The organism is Labilithrix luteola (assembly GCF_001263205.1).
In the GTDB taxonomy this organism is placed as follows: domain Bacteria; phylum Myxococcota_A; class Polyangia; order Polyangiales; family Polyangiaceae; genus Labilithrix; species Labilithrix luteola.
Genome location: NZ_CP012333.1, coordinates 11,099,168 through 11,120,047, shown reverse-complemented (window position 1 = coordinate 11,120,047; position 20,880 = coordinate 11,099,168). Strand labels below are relative to the sequence as shown.

Below are 20,880 nucleotides of genomic sequence, written 5' to 3'. Positions count from 1 at the left end.
CAGCATAACGCGGTGCGCCCTCGCCGTCGTCAGTCGTAGCGAGACGAAGCGGTGGCTGCAGGTACAGGTGCCGGCCGCTCGGGGGGCGTTGGGGGAGGCGGTGCGGCTCCGGACGCCTTCGATGCGGCGCTGCTCGTCGCGAGGGGACGAACGCCGGGCTTCTTCGTCACGACGGCCTTGCCCGAAGGTGCGGGCGTCTCTGCGACCAGGCCGGCGTCGGCGGCGTTGGCGACCTCCTCCGCCAGCGCCGGAGCGTTGGCCGTGGCGGACGCGAGCGTCGTCGCCGATGCCGTCGCGGACGGTGTTCCGAGCGCAACGTCGGTGACGGGCACGGGCTCGACGCGTGTCCGCCCGCGGAGTCTCGTCAGGCTGAGCGAGATCACGCCGATGGCAACGACGAGCGCCGCCGAGACGCTGGCGACGAGTGTGACGCGTCGTGATCGCCAAAACCCCCCGGCGGGCCCTTGGGTGAGACTCGAGCTGGCCAGCGCCGGCGTCGAGGCTTGCGACTGCAATCGCGGACCGCTCACCCCGACGTGTCGATCGACCCCCACGATGCGAGCCGCGGCGGCGTGCGCGATCCCAGTGCCGAAGGGGGCGAGCTGTTGCGCGAGCTCGAGCACGCTCGCGGGCCTTCGAGAGGGATCCTTTTCGAGGCATCGCGCGACGATCGCGTCGAGCGCGTGAGGCACGTCGGATCTGCGCGCACGGAGCGAGGGAGCAGGATCCTGCAGGATCATCGCGCACAGCTCCGTCATCGTCTGCGCGGAGAAGGGCGGCTCGCCCGTGAGGAGCTCGTGGACGATGGTGCCGAGCGACCAGATGTCGGTGCGCGCGTCCACGCGGCGCGACGACCGCATCTGCTCCGGCGCCATGTATTGCGGCGATCCGAGCACGGCCTGCGTCTGCGTCATGCTGAACTCGGGCCCTTCGGCGAGGTTCGTGACCTTCGAAATGCCGAAGTCGAGCACCTTCACGCAGGGCGTGCCGTCGACGCGCTTGGTGAGAAAGAGATTCGACGGTTTCACGTCGCGATGGACGATGCCCAGCGCGTGGGCCTCGGCGAGCGCCTCCGAAGCCTGCATCACGTAATCGATGGTGGCCGCGACGGGCAGGCGACCTTGACGTTCCACGACGGTCGCGAGATCGGCACCCTCCAGGTACTCCATCGCCATGTATGGCGTGCCGTCGTCGAGCGCTCCGACGTCGAGCACCCGCGCGACGTGCTCCCCTTTGATCCTCACCGCAGCGCGAGCTTCGCGCAGGAAGCGCGCGACCGCTTCGGGCTCGCTGGTCGCCTCCGGCCGGAGCACCTTGATGGCAACGCGCTCGTTGAGGGTAAGGTGGTGTGCGCCGAACACGACGCCCATGCCGCCTTCGCCGAGCAGGTGATCGATGCGAAACTTGGCCGCGACGATGTCCCCAGGGGCGATCGGTCGGCTGGCCATACGCGTCAGCATAGTCGAGACCGGCCGGCCACTCGAGCGTCAGGAGCCTTGAGGCTCCGAAGGTGTCGAACCGTCGGATCCCCGGTGTTTCGGACGAACTCCCGACGACCGTCCGACCGGCCGACCGCGAACGCGTCAGGCTCGACGTCGTGACGACGGGGTCACCGTTTGCGTGTCGCGCGTCGCCATGATCTCGTCACCGACGTCGACGCGCGCGTTGTCCGACGTGGCCGAGCGCGTCGCGCTCTCGCCACGAGCGACGGAAGGTTTCGATCCGCATTTCCTCGTTGCGGATGAATTCGTTCCGTGCGTGGCTTGTCGATTCATTCGATTTTGGAGCCACGGAAGACGCGGCGTCTGGGAACGAATCGAGGATGAACCTGATCCGCGCTCCCTGGTTCGGCGTGACCGCCATTCTGTGCGCAGCGACCGCGGCTTGTATCGGGCATATCGGTGAAGACGACCCGAACGGAAACGGAAACGGGAACGGATCGGAGCCAGGCGCCGGGAGCGCCGGGCAGCTCGGTCTGCAGCGCCTCACGTCGACCGAGTACCTCAACACGATTGCCCAGATCCTCGAGCTCCCGACTCGGCCGACGGTGAGCCTGCCGACCGATCCCAAGAACGACAGCGGGTTCGTTCGACCGGGATTGATGAACCAGAACGACCTGAGCACGCTCCTCGACGCCTCGGACCAGATCCTCGAGGCGTTCCAACCGAGCCTGGTCGCGAGCCTTCCGTGCGATCCAGCGACAGGTGAAGACGCCTGCGCGCAGACAGCCATCGCCGCCTTCACGCGAAAGGCCTATCGACGGCCGCCGCTTGCCGACGAGCTCACGCGGCTGCATCGCGTGTTCGCGACCCAGCGTGGGAGCTCGGACTTCGCGACCGCGATGCGAATGGTCTACGAGGTGATCCTCAACGCGCCGAGCTTCCTCTATCACTGGGAAGCAGCCGCAATGCCGCTCCAGTTCGAGGGCAGCCTCGTCAAACTGGGGCCCTACGAGGTCGCGTCGCGCCTCTCCTACTATCTGACGAAGGGCCCGCCCGACGCCGCGCTCTCCGCCGATGCCGATCGGAACCAGCTCGACACCGTCGACAAGGTCGCCGCCCACGCGCGCCGTTTGCTCGCGACTCCGAACGCGCGAGGCATGATTGCGGACTTCACCACGCAATGGCTCGGCATCGGAAGTCTTCCGACGGCACCCAAGAACCCGGCGATGTTTCCCGATTACAGCGTGGCAGTCGCGACGGCGATGCAGCAGGAGACGCAAGCGTTCGCCGCCTCCGTCATCCTCGACGGAGATCACAGCTGGTCGTCGTTGATGACCGCATCGTATTCGATCATCGACGGCTCTCTTGCGCCGCTTTACGGCGTGAAGCCTCCGAGCGGCACGGGCGCCCAGCGCGTGGAGCTCGATCCTGCGCAGCGCATCGGCATCCTGACTCATGCCTCCGTGCTCGCGACCGCGTCCGATCCTTCGGCCGAGAATCCGGTGAAGCGAGGCAAGCTCGTTCAAACGGAGATCCTCTGCGCGGTGCTTCCACCTCCCCCGAAGGCGTTCCTGCCGCCTTCCGCGAAGCCGGGAGAGAAGATCACCATTCGACAGCTCTTCGAACAAACCCACGCGTCGCCCGGTTGCAATACGTGCCACGACAAGCTCGATCCGCCGGGCTTCGCATTCGGGCATTACGACGCCATCGGTCGATACGTCGCGACGGAGAACGGTTTGCCCATCGACGCGAGTGGCTCTTTGACGCTCCCGTCGGGGGCAACCATCACGTTCGAGGACACGCCTGGCTTCGTTCGTGCCATTGCCGACAGCCGTGACGCCAAAGACTGCTTTGCGCGGCACTGGTTGCGTTACGCGCTCATGCGGCGCGAGGGCGACGCCGATACGGCGACCCTGCAGGCGGTCGACGACGCCTTTGCGAAATCCAAGTTCGATATTCAGGAATTGCTCGTCGCCGTCGCGACGTCACAGGCCTTCCGCTATCGCGTCCCGGCTGCAGGAGAAAGTCCGTGACCGCCCAGGGCCGCAACGCGAACGAGCGAGTGGTCTTCCGATTCTCGAGCGAGGAGTTTCAATGAGTCACCGAATCACACGCCGCAATCTCATCGCTGCCGCCGGCGGTGCGCTCATGCTCGTCCCGTTCCTCAGCTCACGGAAGGGGCGTGCAGATACACCGACGTATCCGAAGCGCCTGTTGATTCTGCAGTCGACGAACGGCGTCATGCCGAAGTGGTGGCCGACGGGAAGCGCGACGAGTCTCACGTTGAGCGACCAGTTCGCGCCGCTCACGCCCCACAAGAACGATCTCGTCGTTCTGAAGGGCCTGTCGATCCAGGCAGAGAAGGATTCTCCCCGCAACGGCGCGGGACACACCTCGCTTCCGTACCTGCTGACTGGTTCGATGGATGCACCTGGGCCGGTCATCAACGACGGATTCACGCAGCCGCTCGGTAATTCGATATCGGTCGATCAGTTCGTGGCAGGGAAACTCTCGCCGACGCCGATCCGCTCTCTCCAACTCAGCGCATACTTCGTCCACGGAGACTACTACTCGCGCGCCCTTTCGTTCAACGGCCCGGCGGTCAACGGTGTGCCGAACGACAATCCGCCCGAGATCGATCCCTACAAGGTGTTTTCGCGGCTGGCCGGGTTCGGGATCGGCAACGACGGAAAGCTCGCCGCCGCGCGCGCGCGAAAGAAGAGCGTGCTCGACGGTGTCTCCGGCGACCTCGATGCGATGTTGAAAAAGGTCGGCGCCGACGACAAGGCAAAGATCCAGGTCCACCTGGACTCCGTCGCGAACCTGGAGAAGGAGCTGTCGATCGCGGCCGCCGCGTGCTCACTCCCCGCGCAAACGTCTGGCATCGGCATCCAGCCGAGCGACCACAACTTCGACAAGATCCTCAAGATGCAGATCGACCTCGCCGCCACCGCGTTTGCCTGCGGTTTGACGAACGTCGCAACACTCATGATGATGGGCCCGGCCAACGACCTCGTGTGCTTTCCGTTCCTCGGTCCGGAGTTCAAGGGCACCGTTGGTCTGGCCGCCGACCCGAGCGGCGCCGAGGGTGGCAGTCACCACAGCCTCGCGCACTTCTGGGGAAACTCGCCCTCGCTCACGGCGCAAAAGGCGAAGGTCGACACGTTCTTCAACGCGATGGTCGCGTATGCGATCGAGAAGTTGAAGAGCATCCCGGAGGGCGCCGGCACGGTCTTCGACAACACGATGATCGTCTTCATGAACAACATGTCCGACGGCCACGGTCTCGACGACATTCCGACGTACGTGGCCGGTGGCAGCTGGTACCTCAAAGGCGGGCGAATGCTCGACTTCAAAGGTGTTCCGCACAACGGCTTGCTCACCGGCATCGCCAACGCCTTCGGTGGCGACGTCACCACGTTCGGCGATGCGAAGTACGGCGGCGAGCTTTCGAACTGGAGAGCTTGAGCGCAGCTCGCCGTTCGAACGCCGCCGCCGTCCGCGACAGGCGGCTATCGTGAACCGGACCGGCGCTCGCGGCGGACGGCGCGCCGTGCGACGAAGGCGAGGCCGACGGCGATCAGGGCGAAGCCGCGAGGGCTGGGGACGGACACCGGGCCGACCGAGCAGGTGCAGCCCGAATCGTCGGCGGCGTCCGTCGCATTTGCGCCGTTCGTCGTCGTCGTCGTCGTGCTGCCGTCCGCGCCCACGCCGCCGTCGGCACCGTTGCCTGGCGCGCCGCCGTCGCCCTCCGGATTTCCAGGAAGTCCGGGCGGCGTACCGACCGCGCAACCGTCGAGGTGGAAGGCGGCCGTTGCATCGGTGCTCGTGACCTTCGGATCGGTGCCTGCCGTGAGCGTGATCTTGCAGTTCGTGCCGTCGGCCGTCACCGACACCGCGAAGTTCTTGCCGGGCAGACCGAAGACGCCGTGATCCTGATGGGGATCGTTCGGCACGGAGTACGAGAGCGGGAGCGTCAAGTCCGCCGCGCTGGCCGCGTCGGCAACGACGACGACGTGGGACGGATCGCCCGCGATGTGAATCACGCGCGCGCCGCTCTGGACGTCGATACTCGATGCGGGGGCCGTGGCTCCCGTCGCCAGCGCGGAGAGGACGTGCACGAAGTTCGCCGTGGTCGCGCCGGACACCTTCTCCTCGGCGCGGAACGCGGGAGCGTACGTGTCGTTGTTCGACCAGGGCGCGTCACCACCTCCCGTCGGCTCGTTGACGGTCCTGCGCGTCGAGGTGGCGGGCAGCAGCGTTTGGCTGCTCATGTGTGAACCGCCGACGTCGGCCGTGAGCTCCGAACCCGTGATCGTCGGCTGCTTGGAGGTGTGCAGCGCGAAGGTGACGGACACCGAAGGCTGGTCGACGACCACGCGATCGCTCACGACGACGAGGTTCGGACGCAAGTAGACCCAATCACGGAGTGCCGTTTGGACCGAGCTCTTTCCGTGATTGCTGACATACGAATCCCCGAATTCGCCGCGCGCCCACACCGCCACGTTCACGTCGGCGAAGCGCGAGATTCGCACCTTGCTCGGGTCACCACTCGCGCCCTGGCACGGTGGGTAATTGCTATTCCGTCCTCCGTCGTCAACGAGGAACGTATTGTTGTTCGCGCTCGACCATGTGCCGTAATCGGCGGTGGTAATCGCGAGCGCGTCTTTGCCACGGAAGATCTCGAAGTGGCCAGCGTCGTTGTGTTGGTGTCCAGCATCGGAACGACCCGCCGACTGGAACGAGACCCAAACGGCGTCTTCGCCCCAACCGGAACGCGCCACCACCGTTCCCGTTCCTGACGACAAGTACGAGAGAGGACCGTTGGCCGTGGTCCAATCGGCGGGAGCCCAGGTGGTGCTCTTGGCCTTGGCGACGGCACGGACCCACGGCGTGGGAGACGAATCGCCGATGCGCGTGACGTATTGCTGCGCCCATCCCGACACGGGCGCGGCAGGCGCCGAGAGCATGGCTGCCCAGACCGAGCCGCTTGCGGCGTCCACCGGGTGGTCTTCGTGGTCGCCGTTGTCGAAGAACTTGTCGCCGGGCTGCAGCGCGTGGAGGTGGAAGAGAACGACGTCGTGAGCGTACTTGTCGGCGAATGCTCCGTAACCGTTCTCTGCCGCGGCTGCGCTGGCGACCAGGAGGCTCGATGCCGCGAGCTCACCGTATTGCGAGCCCTCGATCCAGTCGCCACCGAGGAGGAAGCCACTTTGCATCGACGTCTTCACGCGATCCGTGAGTGAGCTGGCCGAATCCCAGAGGGTGTTGCCGCTCGGCGCATCGGTGCCGACCGCAATGGCGGCTGCCCACGTCGCAAGGAAGTAGCCGGTGAAGTAGTTCGATTCGGGGACGTCGTTGAGGTAGCCACTCGAGGCATACCAGTTGTGCCACGTGACCAAGAGATCCCGTGCGTGCTGGCGCAACGTCTCGTCGACGCCCGGCGCGTCGTAGAGCCAATCGAGACCGAGCGCGCCGTACGCCCCATACGTGCGCATCGAATACCCGTCGTCCTGCGAGACAATCGGCTTTCCCCCGTACCCCGTTGCACCGCCGCCTTTGTCGCCGACGGAAGTGTTGTCGTCGAGCAGCGCGCGCCAGTACTTCACCGCCTGCGTTGCATGGGCTGCATCACCGGTGGCGTACCACGCGATGGTGCACGTCGACATCTGCGTGACCCAGTCCCAACCTTGATAGCCGGACGCGATCGTCGAGCCGGCCTTGCCGGCGCACTTGCTGACGAGGCCGGCGATCTCGGGCTCCGTCTTCTTGGCGACGAGTTGTGCTTTCGCGTTGCCGAGGAGAAAGCGTGGGTGAGCTCCCGACGGCGGCGCGGCGTTGGCCGGCGACGCATGGACGAGCGAGGCAACCGCGAACGAGACTGCGAAGACGGCAGGGATCTTCATGGCACCACCGAGTGCGAGCCCAAGAGTTGTTTTGGCGCGCGTGCGCGTCTCGCGTCACGTCGCGAGGCGACCATGACTTTGCACGATTCGATGGTCTTGACCCGAACTTTCGAAAGAACGAGGCCGTTGCGGCCTATTGGCAGCGAGCGGCAATTCCAACGACCACTCCTATTCTCGCGAAATTCGTACTTGGCTGACACGTCGAGTGCCAAGAACGAAACGTCGACCGAGCGCCCACCGGGCGTGCGCGCGCTCGCGAACGGGGACCGCAAACGAAGAACGGCCGGAGGGCAATGCCTCCGGCCGTCGTTTCGCGTGAGGTGCTGGGGGAATCAGCGCTTGCGACGAAGCATCGCCATGGCGAGCGCGACGCCGATCCCGAGGACGGCCATCGAGCTGCCCGTCGTGCCCGACGAGGAGACCGAGCAGCCGCTGTCGTCTTCGCCGGATGCGCTCGGCTCGATCGGCGTCACGGCTCCGCCGTCGTCGTCGCCTCCCGTGCTGCTGCCGCTGTCGGCCTTTCCGGCATCGGTGCCAGGGGAGCCGGCGTCGTCTTTGCCGGCGTCCTTGCCGCCATCGGTGCCCGCATCCGTCCCGCCGTCGGTGCCACCGTCCTTCGGGGCGTCGACACATTCACCGGTCGCGTTGCAGACTTCGTCCGTTCCGCAATCGGCGTTCCCCGTGCACACGGCGCACTTGCCGTCGGTTCGGCACTTGCCCTTTTCGGCGGTCGGACACTTGGCCGGGCCGGTTCCGCCGAAGTCCGTCTGGCAAGCGGCGCACTCGTGGTTTTCGCCGCATGCCGGAGCCGTTTCGGTGGTGCACTTCGAGGTGTTCGTCTCCGAGCACTGCACGCAGGCACCGGACACGCACGCGGGCATGTCCGCCGTTCGGCAGGCCATGGCGGCCGTCGACGGATGGTCGGCGCTGCAGGCCGCGCAGGTCGCCGTGGTCGTATCGCATGAGGCCGTCGCGCCGGTGCAGCCCGCGAAGAACGAGCCGGTGCTCGCGCCGCAGAGGCCGTTCGCGCAGGTCGGTCGAGCGGTGTTCGTGCAGTCGGTATTCGCCGTGCACGCCTCCGCGAAGACGAATGAGCCGGCCGCGTAGTTGTCGACGTAGGCGTCGACGCTCGTGGGATAGGCGTTCGGCGCGCTGCCGTAGCGGGACTTGCCGGTGAAGACGAGAGCGCCACCGCCGTCGTGGGTCGTCCAGGCGTCGGCGTCGGGCGTCGGGGACAGGTTTCGGTTGCCGTTGTGGTCGGCGTCGGAGAAGCCGTCGGCGACAATGCTCCCGTGGAAGTCCACCGGGAGATGGAGCGGACACGGCAGAGGCAGGAATCGCGAACTACCGACGAGCCTTCCGGTCATGCCCGGCGCGAACGTGAGCTTCGTGACCAGCGCCTGCGTGTCGCGATCGTAGATGTACGCGGTCAGCTCGTGGGCAAATCCGTCGGCTCCGTCGTCGAAAACGCCCAGCTCGTAGACATCGACGGCTTTCGCTACGTCGAAATCCATACCGATCGAGTTCTCATAGTTCTGATTGCCCGCGGTCGTCGTGACCTCGTACGCCACGGTCTCGGCGGCACTCGCTGCGCTCGCGCCGGCAATCGTCGCGAAGAAGGCGAGGGCGGCAGCGCCAGCCTGAAGTCGGCTGCGAAGACGCGGCCCCGACCAGGGAAAGGAAGTGAAAAGCGGCGCACGATGCGAATCATGCGAATCACGGAAAGAAGTCATTGGTCCCTCGTTTCATCGAGGCCGGCCCGGGCACCCCACGCACCCGGCCGGCTTCGAAAATTTGGGCCCACACTAGTCCCATTCGCGCCGAGCGGAAGCTTTGCGAGCACGTTTGCATGCACAAAGTGCCCGCGTACGTGAGAACCGAAATGACGCCGCCGCGATCGCTCGTCGTCGATCGCGAGAGGTCGTTTTGGACGCTGCGGGCTCACGAAAAATCGTTGCGTCATGCAACGAATGAAACGCGTAAATTCTGCGCGAACCGCTTCGGCGACGCGGGCGCTCGCACGCGACACGCGGCATGCGACACCCGAGCTCGGGCTAGAACGGGTCGCGTTATACTGGGTCGCCCGTCAGCTCCTCGTAGAGGCGAACGCCGGCGCCCATCGCCCCGGAGACGCTCGGTAGGCCCGCGGTCGCATTCGCCATCCAGAGGTTGTCGATCGACGTCCGAAACGGCGCGCGATTCGGCCCGACGTTGCGCGGCGTGAGCGCGGCGCCGTAGGAGTTGCCTTCGGGCGCCCTGCAGAAGCGTTCGTTGGTCGACGGCGTTCCCGTGACGCGCATCACCAGGTGGCGCCGCAGATTGGGCACGTAGCGCTGCTCCAAGACGTCGAGGATTCCCTCCCGAATCTTCTTCTTCTCGACGTTGTACGCGCGCCGGTCGTCGCGTCGGAGTCGCGAGAGTCGCGCGTGGTCACACGAGGTCGCGACCTCCAGAATCTGATCGCCGGGCGGACAGAGCCCAGGTTCGTCGGAGTGAAGCGTGGGCGTGGATAGAAACAGCCATGGATCCGACAAGTCGTGCCGAAGGCGCTGTTCGTCGTAGATGCGATTGATGTTCTCGTGAGGGTAGTGCCAAACGTTGAACGAGCCGAATCCGTGCTCGCGAAGGTCGATCCCGCGAATGCCGAGATACAGCGTCACGGTGCCGGACGAGTATTCGTAATCGAGCTTCCGCCGATCGCCCTGAAGGTGATGTTCGCCGGCGAGACGAGCCGTCAACCGAGGGTCTGCGTTGGAGATGTAGCGCCGCGCGGTGAATCGCTTTCCGTTCTTCGTCGTCACCCCGACCACACGTCCGGCTTCCACGTGTATTCGGTCGACCTCGTGCTCGAGAAGGACGACCGAACCGTCGCGCCGTCGCACCGCGTCGGCCAGCGTCTCGACGAAGTGGCCATAATGATATTTCGGATAATAAGCGCCCCGGTCGTAGAGCGTGACGAGCGCAACATGGAGCAAGAGCGAGACGTCGCGTGGGGGAAGGAGGTAGTCACCGCATTGCCCCGCGAGGATGGCTTGGAGCTTCGGCGGCATACGAACGTCGTCGTAGAGGTCTTGAAGCGTCCAGCGCATGTATCGAAGAACGTGCCGTGCTCGAACGACCGCAGCGAGGGCGCGAAGGGAGAGAAGCGAGAGGCGATCGACCGGCGCGTCGAGCCGATCGAGCTCGCGACCGAGGAGCTCCACGACCTCGAAATAACGCCGCAGCGGCCGTTCCGCTTCGGGAAAGCGTCGCAGCAAGCGGCCCATGAATTTGGGGAGTCCGTTCGGGATTCGAAAGCGCTCGCGGCCGACGACGACGTGATCGAACCCTTCCGGATCGAGCCTCAGAAACGGCACGTTCTCGGCGAGTCCGAGCTTCGTGAGGACGTTGTGAATCGTCTCGCCTTCGCCGCAATTGAAGATGTAATGGACCTGCGCGCAAAAGCGGTAATCCTTCATTCGAAAGGAATGGGCATAACCGCCCGGCGTGTCGTGGGCCTCCAGAACGGCCACACGACGACCGGTGTTGGCGAGCAGCGCTGCGACGGTGAGGCCGGCGACCCCCGAGCCGATGACGAGATCGTCGAAATCGGTCGCATCGCCCGTGGCCCGCGGAGCGCGCGAGCCCCACGACGAGAGGAACGAAGAATCGCGGGCGGGCGGGGCGGCGAAGGTGCTCAAGCGACGCAGGCTACAGCAAGGCCTACCGCTCGGTCACCTGTAGCCGCTGCCGCGCGCTCCCGGAGAGTCACGTGGCGCGGTCAGCCGCGCGTTTGGAGCTCTCGCGAGCGAAGCTCGATGTACAGCTGCTCGACCTTCGTGCGCGCCCAGGGCGTCCTTCGCAGGAAGGTCAGGCTCGACTTCACGGACGGATTCGAGGTGAAGCAGTTGACCGGAACTCGCTCGCCCAGCGCCTCCCAGCCGAGGTGCGCGACGAGATACTCCACGATCGCTGCGAGCGTGACGCCGTGGAGCTCGCGGAGGAGTCTGCCGTTCTCGTCTCGAATGTCGTCCTGTCGTGCCACGGAGGTTCTATAGCCTACCGCTGCTCGGGCGTGGCCGCTGAGTCCTCAGACGAGCGAAGCGCTCGCGAAGCTCTTGGCCGTGGGGACGGCGGGCTCGCAGTCGTCAGCGGTGCTCGAGCCGGGAGCAAAAGGCATCCCCGGGGGGGGCCCGATCACTTCCTGCTGCAGGTTCCACGGAATTCCGGGGCACACGTAGCAGTCCGCCGGGATCTGGTGCGCGATCTCGTCGTGCAACGCAGGCAGTCGCGACCAGTGCACGCCCGGTCGGTAGTGGTGCGCCGTGTGATAGCCGAGGTTTCCCGTCACCAGATTGTAGCCGCGGTGCAGGATGTTGTTCGATGCCACGAAGTGGCTGCTGGTCTTCTTGCCCGCGTGATGGGTGAACGTCGCCCACGCGGTGTAGAAGAGCATGGCGACCATCGGGACGACGATGACAATCAAAGCCGGCAGGGGGCGCCAGGCAACGGCCGCCGCGACGATGGCGAGAGTGACTGCGCCCATCACGAGAAAGATGCGGAGGTACTTGCCGGTGCGCGTGGCCACCTTCCACATACGCGGATAGGCCGTCGCTCCCACGACCAGCGAATACTCCCCTTCGCCCATCGGGGTGCCGTCGTCACGACGCCATCGCGACTCGTCGGTGCGCTGATCGAGATAGTTGACGTGGTGTCCGATCGAGTGGTGCAGCACCCACCCGTGGCTCGTGATGCCGGTCTGGATGCCGTACATCACTTCGAGCAGCCGGTTCAGCAGCGGTACGCGGAAGACGCTCAGGTGCTGGTGGTGATGGTTGAACGCGCAGACCGCGCCCTTCGGCACGATCCCGAGGACAGCCCAGACGACGAGCCACGGCGTAGAGTCGACGAGCGCGTACACGATGACGTCACACGCGAAGAACAAGGTGAAGAACAGGACCGGAAGTCGGTCCTCGCGATAGCGAAAGAACTGCACGCGCCGCACCCTGCAATTTCGAACGTCAGATTTGTGTCATGGCACGCTCAGGATTCGCCGAGGTAAGGGCGTGCCGTCTCGAAATCAAACTCAGCCTTGGAGGTCCGAGCATCGGCAAGCACCGCACTCCGACCGCGAGCTCTGGCGTGCGACCGGGTCCAACGCGTGTTCGTCACCCGATCGCCACGTCGCGCACCTCCCGGCGACCTTCGCTACACGGCCCTGCTCAGCAGACGGGCAAGCCACGCCTCTCGAGCGGCGACACAGGATTTGGCGAGGTCTGACTCCGGCGCGATGGCGTAGAAGCCGTGGAAGGCGCCTCCCCACACGTGGAGCTCGGCGTCTCCGCCGGCTGCCCAGATCGCGCTCGCGTACGCAACGGCCTCGTCTCGGAAAACTTCGGCAGCGCCGACGTCGATGAAGGTCGGGGGCAAGCCGCTCAGGTCCGTCGCGCGAGCGGGCGCGGCATAGATCGAAACGTCGTTGGTTCCACGCCGGTCCCCGAGCACGGCGGTCCACGCCGTCAGGTTGCTGGTCCGATCCCAGACGCCGATTCCGTCGTATTGGTACGACGAGAGCGTCTCGTTGCGGTCGTCGATCATCGGACACTGGAGCAGCTGACCGAGGAGCTTTGGCCCTTTACGATCACGGGCCAAGAGCGTGGTCCCGGCGGACAGTCCTGCTCCGCCGCTGCCTCCGAAGATCACCAGACGGTTGGGATCGAACTGGAGCTCTCGCGCACGGGACGCCATCCACTCGAGTCCTGCGTAGCAATCCTCGACGGGGATCGGATCGGGCGACTCGGGCGCTCGCCGGTATTCGACGGTGACGCAAACCGCGTCGTGTTTCATGGCCCAGTCGACGAGCACGGAGGCTTCCGCGAAGCGGTCGGCCATGACCATGCCGCCGCCGTGGACGTGATAGATGCCGGGGCCCGGCGTGACGTGGTCCTTGCGCGCGATGACCGTCACGTCGATCCCGACGCCGTCAGGAGCCACAATCGTATAGTCGGTCGCCGTGATCGGCCGACCAGCGATTTGCTCCTCGAGCGATGGCATCTTCATTTGGCGGAACTCGGCGATTCGATCGGCCGTCATCCTGACCGGCAAGTGACGCTCGAGAGCAGGCAGAAGAGGCGCGAGAGCGGGATCGAAGGGCGGTCGAGGTCGTGAAGGCGTATCGCTCATGGCAAGGTGGTCCTGATTGCGAAGACGTGGAGTGTCGGTCACTGCGTGAAACGGATGTCGAGCGAACGCAGATAGGTGTGTAGCCCGGCATCTTGAATCGGGACGAGGAGGGCAGGCTGGTCCGATTCGTTGTAATGGGCGTGCCAATAGCCGGGGGGCGTCACGAAGACCATTCCGGGCTCCCAATCCACGCGTGTCTCACGCACGCTGCGCCCCTGAGCGTCGAGCTCGCCGACCATGCTGTAACAGCCCGGCTGACAGTCCACGACGAGGTCGAGCGCGATCGACTGATGGCGATGCGCCTTTTGCTCGGCATGCGCGGGGACGATACCGAACATCGCCCAGAGCACGTGAGTGACCGTGCGGGTCTGCGGAAAACGGGAATTGCCGAGCAGTACGCTGACGCGGTTGCGTTTGGCCGCGCGGGGATCGCCGGCCACCTTGCGCAACTCTTCCTGCACGCGCGACGCCGGATAGTGTGTCGGCGCGAAGCGCGGGCCGGTCGGTGCCACGCCGAGATAGCCGAGCAGCGGCGCGTCGTTCACGTAGTAGAGCGCGGCCTCCTCGTCGGCGGCGATCGTCACGGTGTGGTCGCCGGGCAATGCCACAAAATCACCCGCACCGAACGGGACGCGTTGGTCGCCTTGCAGCGCTTCGCCGCGACCACGCATGACGTAGAAGAGCTGCGAGGTGGTGGGGACGTCGTCGAGGTGCAGCCGTTCGCCTGCGAGCACCCGCAGGAAATGGGCTCGAAGGCTAGGGCCCGTGGCTGGAATGGGAGTGCCGAGCTCCGCCGAGAGGTCGAGGACGATCGCGCGGGTCGGGCCGCTCTCGTACAACGAGGCGGGGAAGCTGCGGAACGGAATCCGCTGGATGAGCCCCGCGCCGATCGGGTTGGCCGAAGAGGTGTATTCGAAGTACTCGGCTTCATCGGCCGCGTGCGTGCTTCGAGGGTCGAACGGCACGTCGGCTTGCGGAATTGCGGACATCGAGAACTCCTTCGTTGGAAGGGCGGGACGGGGTATCCACGGGCAATCTGGCACCGCGCCGCCTCTCGCAAGAAGGCCGTCACGTCGAATTCAGTTTTGCGTGACGGGGAATGGCGTTCAGCCCAGCGCCGGTCCGAGCCGCGCCGCATAGAAGTCGACGAACGCGCGAACCTTCGACGACACCGTCTTCTTCGGCGGATACAGGAACCAGATCGCTGCGCCGTCGTCGCCGGCATCGACCGTCCAACCGGGGAGGATCCGTCGCAGGCCTTGGGCCTCGGCGGCGGCGTCCAAGAGCCACACGGGCAGAAGCGCAATGCCCGCCCTGGCCAGCGTCATCTCGAGGCGAGCCTGGAGGTCGTTGCTGCGAAAGCGGCCGGGCGGCTCGATGACGAACGAGCGCCCGCCGCGTCCGAATTGCCACGCGTTCTGCTTTGGTCCGGTTCCGCGCAGACAAACGTGCTTGGCCAGGTCGCGCGGATGGGTCGGCGTGCCCGCTCGCTCCAGATAGTCCTCGTGTGCGCACGGCACGAGACGATGCGGGGCGAGACGACGGCTGATGAGTCCCGATTCCTTCAAACCACCGACGCGCACTGCCAGATCGATGCCGGCATCGATCAGGTTCAGGACCTCGTCGGTAATGACGGCGTCCACGTCGATGTCGGGATACTGCTCGAAGAATGCGGGGAGATGCGGGAGCACATGGCGGCGCCCGAACGCCGGAGGCAGCGTCACACGCAGCACGCCTTTGGGCGTCTGGTTGAGCGCCATCGTGACCGCGCGTGCCTCGTCCATGGTCTCGAGCGCCGCTCGCGCGTGCACGAGGAACGTCTTGCCGCCTTCGGTCAGCGCGAGGCCGCGCGTCGAGCGGTTGAACAGGGCAATCCCAAGGTCGCGCTCGAGCTCGCCAACCTGCCGCGAGACGGTGGAGACCTTCACGGCGAGCTCATGGGCCGCTTTGCTGAAGCTACGAAGTTCCGCGGCGCGGACGAAAGCACGCGCGGCCGTGAAGTAATCCATGCCTCGAACCTCGCTCCGCCGCTCGAGCGACGGACGCGGCAGCATAGCGACCGCAGCGCGCGCTGACGATTGTCGTATCGCGAGCGGACGAAGGAGAAACAGGCTGCCGAGCTTCTTGCGCAGACTGTTCGCTCTCGTTCCGCGGGGCGGCTTGCTTCAGGCCGGCGCAGAGAGATGCTTCAGCAGCGCTTTGGCCGAGGACGTCGACGACGCGGGATTCTGGCCGGTGAGCAGGTTGCCGTCCTCGATGGTGAAAGGCTGCCAGTTCGGCACCTTCTCGAAGACACCCCCGAGTCGCTTGAGCTCGGTTTCGACCAGGAAGGGGACGACGTCCGTGAGGTGGACCTCTTCCTCCTCGTCGTTCGTGAAGCCCGTGACGCGTTTGCCCTTCACGATCGGCTCGCCATCGTGTTTGACGTGATGGAGTACGCCGGGCGCATGGCAGACGAGCGTGACGGGCTTGCCCGAATCGTAAAAGGACTCGATGAGAGCGATGGATACTGGGCTCTCCGCGAGATCCCACATCGGCCCGTGTCCGCCCGAATAGAAGACAGCGTCGAAGTCTTCGGCCTTCATGTCCGCGAGCTTGTTGGTGTTCGCCAGGGCTCGTTGCGCTTCCTTGTCCTCCTTGAAACGACGCATCGCATCGGTCTGATTTTCGGGCTCATCACTCTTCGGATCGATCGGAGGCTGCCCGCCCTTCGGAGAGGCGAGCGTGAGATCCACACCCGCGTCTCTGAATACGAAGTACGGAGCCGCGAACTCTTCCAGCCACAAGCCCGTCTTGCGACCCGTTTTGCCAAGCTGATCGTGCGAGGTGAGTACCATCAGGATCTTCATGGTCGTCTCCCTTCCCGGTCGTTTCCCCACCCGGTCGTGCCGGCGCCGGATGGACGCATTTCGCGTACCGCCCGGCGCGGCGGTGCTTGGCTGGTCGAGACCAGCTCGAGCGAGCAGACTGGCTCAGCGGAAGACGTTCGCGTTGCGCTCGGCCCAAGCGGAGAACGGCTGCGCCGGTCGGCCGAGCACGCGCTCCATGTCGGGGCTGACGCGTCGCTCGATGTCGTTCGGCGTGCCGAGTGCGTCGAGCGTGGTCTCGACCACCGTCTCGGGCATGAAGGCGCGCCACGCTTCGGCTGCCTGTCCGCGTGAGAGCTCGAGGAAGTCGAGCGGTGTGCCGATGGCGCTGCCGAGCGCCCTTGCTTGCTCCCGCGGTGTGATGCGCTCCGGCCCGGTCAGCGTGTAGAGCGCCTCCGCGTGGCGCTCGTCGCGTAGGGCGACGGCGGCCACCGAGGCGATGTCGTCGGGGTCGACGATCGGGAGCCCGACGTCACCGAAGGGCGCGGCGACCGCGCGCTGGGCGCGTACGCCTGCAATCCACGCCATGGCGTTCGAGGCGAAGCCGCCAGGCTGCAAGATGGTCCAACCAATCCCGGAACGCTTCACCTCGGCCTCGAGCACGCGGAGCGGCTCGTGGGAGATCGCGTTGGGGCGTGAGAGCGTACCGATCGAGGACAAGAGCACGATGCGTCGCGCGCCCGACTCTGCAATCGCAGAGACGATCGCGTGGGCATCGAGTCCAGCACCCGAGCCCGCCACCATGAGGAAGACGGCCTGTGCTCCACGCAACGTGTCGCGCAGCTGTTCCGGACGCGCCAAGTCGGCGGCGACGTGCCTTGTTCGCGGCGTGTCTTGGCCACCGCGTCGCGAAATTGCGACGACGTCTTCGCCCGCCTCCACGAGCTTGCGCACGATTCCATTGCCGACGTTTCCCGTCGCTCCGATGACACCGATCATTGAAACCTCCGAAGGTCACGCAAACGCGTGCACGCGGTTCGAGCTCTCCACGTCGTTGGCGTGGTGAGCGTCACACCACGGAATCTGCACCCTCGTTCCACTTGCGACAATGCGTAGCGGAAGAGCAACATCTGCTACGAAAGGATCCTAATGAACGATCCTCTCGAAAATGCCGAGCTGCTCGCGTTCACCAAGGCGGTCGACGCGCAGTCTTTGACACGGGCGGCGGCGGAGCTCGGGATCCCGCGTGCGACGATCGGCAAGCGCCTGGCGAGGCTCGAAGCAAGACTTGGCGTCCGGCTCCTTCGGAGAACGACGCGGAGCCTCCTTCTCACGGACGCGGGAGAGAGTTTCTACCGGCAGGCCCGCATCGTGCTCGACGCCGTGAGCCAGGCGGAGGCGAGCATTCGAAGGCCCGGCGATCCGATTTCGGGAGACCTGCGCGTGTCGTTGCCGCCGATGACCGGTGCACGCTTCTTGGACACGATCGCCGAGTTCGCCGAGGCCCATCCCGCGGTGCGTCTCCACGTCTTCTTCTCGAGCCGCATGATCGACTTGAGGCGCGAGGGCTACGACGTTGCGCTCCGAGCGACCGAGGTGCTCGAGCCCGGGCTGGTTGCCAGGACGATCGCTCGCACGAGCCTCGTCGCGGTTGCATCGCGCGCGTATCTCGCGGAGCACGGCGAACCACGCCGCGCGAGCGATCTGAGTCACCATCGTTGCCTCATGGGCTTCGCCCGCGGCGAGCTCCCTCAGACGCATTGGCCGATCGGCAAGAAGAAGGTTGCGTTGGAGGGAGCCTTCTTCTCGAACAGCCCGGAGCTACTCTGCCGGCTGGCAGCCCGCGGCCGCGGGATCGCGCTCGTTCCTGCGGTGGCGGCGGCGGGCTACGTCGAACGCGGGGAGCTGGTGCACGTGATGTCGACGCTTCTTCGGGTGGAGGGCCGCATGGCGCTCGTCTATCCGGAGCGAGACCTCGTGCCTCCTCAGGTCCGCGCGTTCATCGACTGGATGGTCGCGCGACTGCCGCCGCTGTTTGCGCCCGGCTCGGCAACGCAAGGTGATGCGCGTTCCGAAGAGGGGAGCGCACCGCGTCCGTCGCGACCCGCACGGAGACGCGCCCGCGCGTGATGGGCGCTTACCAGGGAGCGATGTCGCCGACGCTAGGGCGTGAAGGCGGAGGCGTCTCGTCGTTCGAGGCGCTCGATGACGAAGGCATCTCCTTCTTCGTCACCTCGTCAGGCAGCTCAGGCAGCTCGTGCAGTTCGTGCAACTCGCGCAGCTCGTCGCTCTCTCCGAACGCGTTGCGCAAGCCGTGTCCGCGATCATGGCTCCACGTCGGCGAGGTGGTCTTGAGCTTCTTGGCCATGGCGCACGGCATGCTACCCGCTGACACGCCAAGAGCCAGACCCTACGAAGCAACGGTGCGTTGCCCGCCGGGCAACAGCGCGCGCTAACAATCGCTAACGAATCGGGCGACGTCGCGCGCGTCAGGGCGCCGGTATGCGTCCCTTCGGGTCGTCGGCGAGGTTCCGACAGAACTGCGCCGCTTGCGCTCGTGCGGCCGGCACGTCGAACACGACGAAGTGACCGTCGCTCTTCGGAGCAGGGATGAACTGTGCGATGACGCCGCTTGCCTGTCCTGACGCGAGATTTCCGCTCAGACCATCCGCCGGAATCGTGACGTCGGGCATGCCGACCCACCCCGCTTCGCGGATCGGACGAATGCCCGGGGCCATGCGAGGAAGGCCGATGGCGACCGCGAGCGCTTCGATGCCGTGGGGCGGCGCGTACGAGTCGCCCGTGCCGTCCGCGCGGATTCCTTCTGTCTGGAAAATGCTCTTGGGAGCGAATCCCTGACGCGGCGCGCGCGTGATGAAGGCGCCGTAATGGATGGGATCCGCTGTGTCGACGAGTGACTGCGCGAGCGTGATGATCGGGTGGAACGCGTCGAGCTCTGCGCCCGTCTCCGGGGTCAAACCGACGAGGAAGCGGAACGTCGCGGCGATGTCGACGGGTTGCGTCTTCTCGAGAAGCGCGACACCGAGCACGCTGCCTGCGCCGCTCAAGACGCCACCGCGCGCCGCGCCGCTTCCGGCGAGAAAGAGCGGGCCGTTCAGGCCCCCTTGCGAGTGGCCGAAGAACAGAATGCGCGAAGCGTCGAAGGCGATGTCCTGACCCGTGACCGATTGCGCGGCCGGTACGACGACGTGCGTTTCGTCGAAAAGGCGAGCTTCCTGCGCGACGTCCACCGAGGACTGTCGATTGCTCGAGCGTGCCGCGAGCGGGTTGTTGATATTGAAGAAGAGGAGTTGGATCGTCGTCTCGGCGGAGGGATCGTTCGGCGCCGGCGCGCCAGGACGCGTCCCGTGGAAGATCTGGTCGGTTCCGATCGACGCCAGGCATCGCTGCGCCAGCGCCTGCGCGGTGCCGTCGTCGATGAAGGAGCGGTAGTCACCGCCCGTGCCGTGCGCGTAGATGACGATGGGATACCCGGCGCTCGGCATCGGACACTTCGTGGCGTTCGGCACGGCCAGCGCAAAGCGCGGATCGAAGGTGTTCTGGAGCTTCGGCTTGCCGTTCTCGAACACGAAGCCGCCACCGTCGGCAGGCTGCTTGAAGGGAATGTTGCCGGCCTGGTAGTTCGGCGATGGTCCGTACACGCCCTCGTAGACGTCGTAGTCGGTCCTGGCGTCCTTGTGCTGCCAGTCGCGTGCGGTGGGCGCCGGCACACTCTGGTGGACGTCATCCATGATCGCGAACGTCTCGCTCGTCGGATCGTTCGTCGTGAACACGGTGAGATGCACGATGTCGTTGGCTGACACGCCGGCCTTCTCGATCTCCGCGATCGCCGGCGCGAAAAGATCATGCACGGCCGACGTATGCGCCGTGGTGGGCGTCACGCCGAGAACCTCTTGGAGCTCGGCGCTGACGTGCACGGGACCGCCACCCGCAGCGCGAAGCTTGTTCGTCGCAACGATTGCGTAGCGTGTCGACGGGCGAAGTGGCCGTCCGAGCATGGGAAGGATGGCGAGCGTGTTCGAAGGGATGTAGACGCCTTCGCTCCCTTGCCATCGGAACTGGGCGAGCCTCCGCGTGCCACGCTCGGGCGAGGCGGGATCGACGTCGATGATCTGAACGGCGGCATCGCTTGCGATCGACGCCGACGGATCTGCGGGCAGGCTTGCCGGATCGATCGGGCCGGTGAAGCGAAGGTAGGCCGCGGCGGCCGCCGAGAATCCGTGGAGGAGCCCCTTCGTGTCGTCGATGTACTGCGTGACGAGCGGCAACGAGACGGGATTGGGCCATCCCGTCCAGTGGGCGCTGCCATCGGAATCGCGCCTGCGATCGCTCGGCCACGGATGGTCGAAGAAGTGGAGGCCGTCGAGCTCGTCGAGGCCGTTCGGCACGACGAAGAGCGAGCTCGTCACCGTGGGACCGCTCTCCGTGGTGCTCGAATCGGAGCCGCATGCTCCGAGGCCGAGCACGAACGTGGGCGCGAGTGCCAGGCACGCGCCCAGCCACGAGCCCGAAGCGAAAGAAAGCAGGCGACCCATCGTCAAA

The 20,880-nt window shown here is 65.8% G+C and carries 16 protein-coding genes; 3 read left to right on the top strand and 13 right to left on the bottom strand.

Annotation, left to right across the window (positions count from 1 at the left end; genetic code table 11):
• Positions 1-29 precede the first annotated feature (29 nt).
• Positions 30-1,448, bottom strand: coding sequence for a serine/threonine-protein kinase (locus AKJ09_RS47890; protein WP_169928545.1), 1,419 nt, complete (start codon positions 1,446-1,448; stop codon positions 30-32).
• Between the two features lie 374 nt (positions 1,449-1,822).
• Here AKJ09_RS47890 and AKJ09_RS47885 point away from each other — a divergent pair, with 374 nt between their 5' ends.
• Positions 1,823-3,475, top strand: coding sequence for a DUF1592 domain-containing protein (locus AKJ09_RS47885; protein WP_169928544.1), 1,653 nt, complete (start codon positions 1,823-1,825; stop codon positions 3,473-3,475).
• 61 nt (positions 3,476-3,536) lie between these two features.
• Complete coding sequence (locus tag AKJ09_RS47880) at positions 3,537-4,910, top strand: DUF1552 domain-containing protein (RefSeq protein ID WP_146654553.1); 1,374 nt, start codon at positions 3,537-3,539, stop codon at positions 4,908-4,910.
• Positions 4,911-4,954: 44 nt separating this feature from the next.
• On the opposite strand, the gene AKJ09_RS47875 is transcribed toward AKJ09_RS47880, so the two are convergent.
• The 10 genes from AKJ09_RS47875 to AKJ09_RS47830 form a co-directional block, all read right to left on the bottom strand.
• Entirely contained in the window at positions 4,955-7,348 is a 2,394-nt protein-coding gene (locus AKJ09_RS47875) for a hypothetical protein (protein WP_146654552.1), read from the bottom strand.
• Positions 7,349-7,680: 332 nt separating this feature from the next.
• The gene (locus AKJ09_RS47870) at positions 7,681-9,081 is read right to left on the bottom strand and encodes a hypothetical protein (RefSeq protein WP_146654551.1); all 1,401 of its coding nucleotides are present in this window, start codon (positions 9,079-9,081) and stop codon (positions 7,681-7,683) included.
• 336 nt (positions 9,082-9,417) lie between these two features.
• A complete protein-coding gene (locus tag AKJ09_RS47865; RefSeq protein WP_169928543.1) occupies positions 9,418-11,028 on the bottom strand; it encodes a phytoene desaturase family protein in 1,611 nt (536 codons plus the stop codon).
• 80 nt (positions 11,029-11,108) lie between these two features.
• Entirely contained in the window at positions 11,109-11,372 is a 264-nt protein-coding gene (locus AKJ09_RS47860) for a VF530 family protein (RefSeq protein ID WP_240488877.1), read from the bottom strand.
• A gap of 45 nt (positions 11,373-11,417) precedes the next feature.
• Complete coding sequence (locus tag AKJ09_RS47855) at positions 11,418-12,323, bottom strand: fatty acid desaturase (RefSeq protein ID WP_169928542.1); 906 nt, start codon at positions 12,321-12,323, stop codon at positions 11,418-11,420.
• A 212-nt stretch (positions 12,324-12,535) separates the two neighbouring features.
• Positions 12,536-13,510, bottom strand: a complete 975-nt coding sequence (locus AKJ09_RS47850; protein ID WP_146654548.1) for an alpha/beta hydrolase — start codon at positions 13,508-13,510, stop codon at positions 12,536-12,538.
• Positions 13,511-13,548: 38 nt separating this feature from the next.
• Entirely contained in the window at positions 13,549-14,499 is a 951-nt protein-coding gene (locus tag AKJ09_RS47845) for a cupin domain-containing protein (protein WP_146654547.1), read from the bottom strand.
• 117 nt (positions 14,500-14,616) lie between these two features.
• Positions 14,617-15,519, bottom strand: coding sequence for a LysR family transcriptional regulator (locus AKJ09_RS47840; protein ID WP_146654546.1), 903 nt, complete (start codon positions 15,517-15,519; stop codon positions 14,617-14,619).
• A gap of 156 nt (positions 15,520-15,675) precedes the next feature.
• Positions 15,676-16,359 carry a type 1 glutamine amidotransferase domain-containing protein gene (locus tag AKJ09_RS47835; protein WP_146654545.1) on the bottom strand — a complete coding sequence of 228 codons (684 nt, stop codon included), beginning with the start codon at positions 16,357-16,359 and terminating at the stop codon, positions 15,676-15,678.
• 123 nt (positions 16,360-16,482) lie between these two features.
• Positions 16,483-17,316 (bottom strand): SDR family oxidoreductase, encoded by an 834-nt coding sequence (locus AKJ09_RS47830; RefSeq protein ID WP_146654544.1) that lies wholly within the window; start codon positions 17,314-17,316, stop codon positions 16,483-16,485.
• A 150-nt stretch (positions 17,317-17,466) separates the two neighbouring features.
• Here AKJ09_RS47830 and AKJ09_RS47825 point away from each other — a divergent pair, with 150 nt between their 5' ends.
• A complete protein-coding gene (locus tag AKJ09_RS47825; RefSeq protein ID WP_146654543.1) occupies positions 17,467-18,447 on the top strand; it encodes a LysR family transcriptional regulator in 981 nt (326 codons plus the stop codon).
• 7 nt (positions 18,448-18,454) lie between these two features.
• Here the strand turns inward: AKJ09_RS47825 and AKJ09_RS47820 are convergent, their stop codons facing one another.
• Positions 18,455-18,685: a hypothetical protein gene (locus AKJ09_RS47820; protein ID WP_146654542.1), complete on the bottom strand. Its 231-nt coding sequence runs from the start codon at positions 18,683-18,685 to the stop codon at positions 18,455-18,457.
• Between the two features lie 121 nt (positions 18,686-18,806).
• A complete protein-coding gene (locus AKJ09_RS47815) occupies positions 18,807-20,873 on the bottom strand; it encodes a hypothetical protein (protein ID WP_146654541.1) in 2,067 nt (688 codons plus the stop codon).
• Between the last annotated feature and the right edge of the window lie 7 nt (positions 20,874-20,880).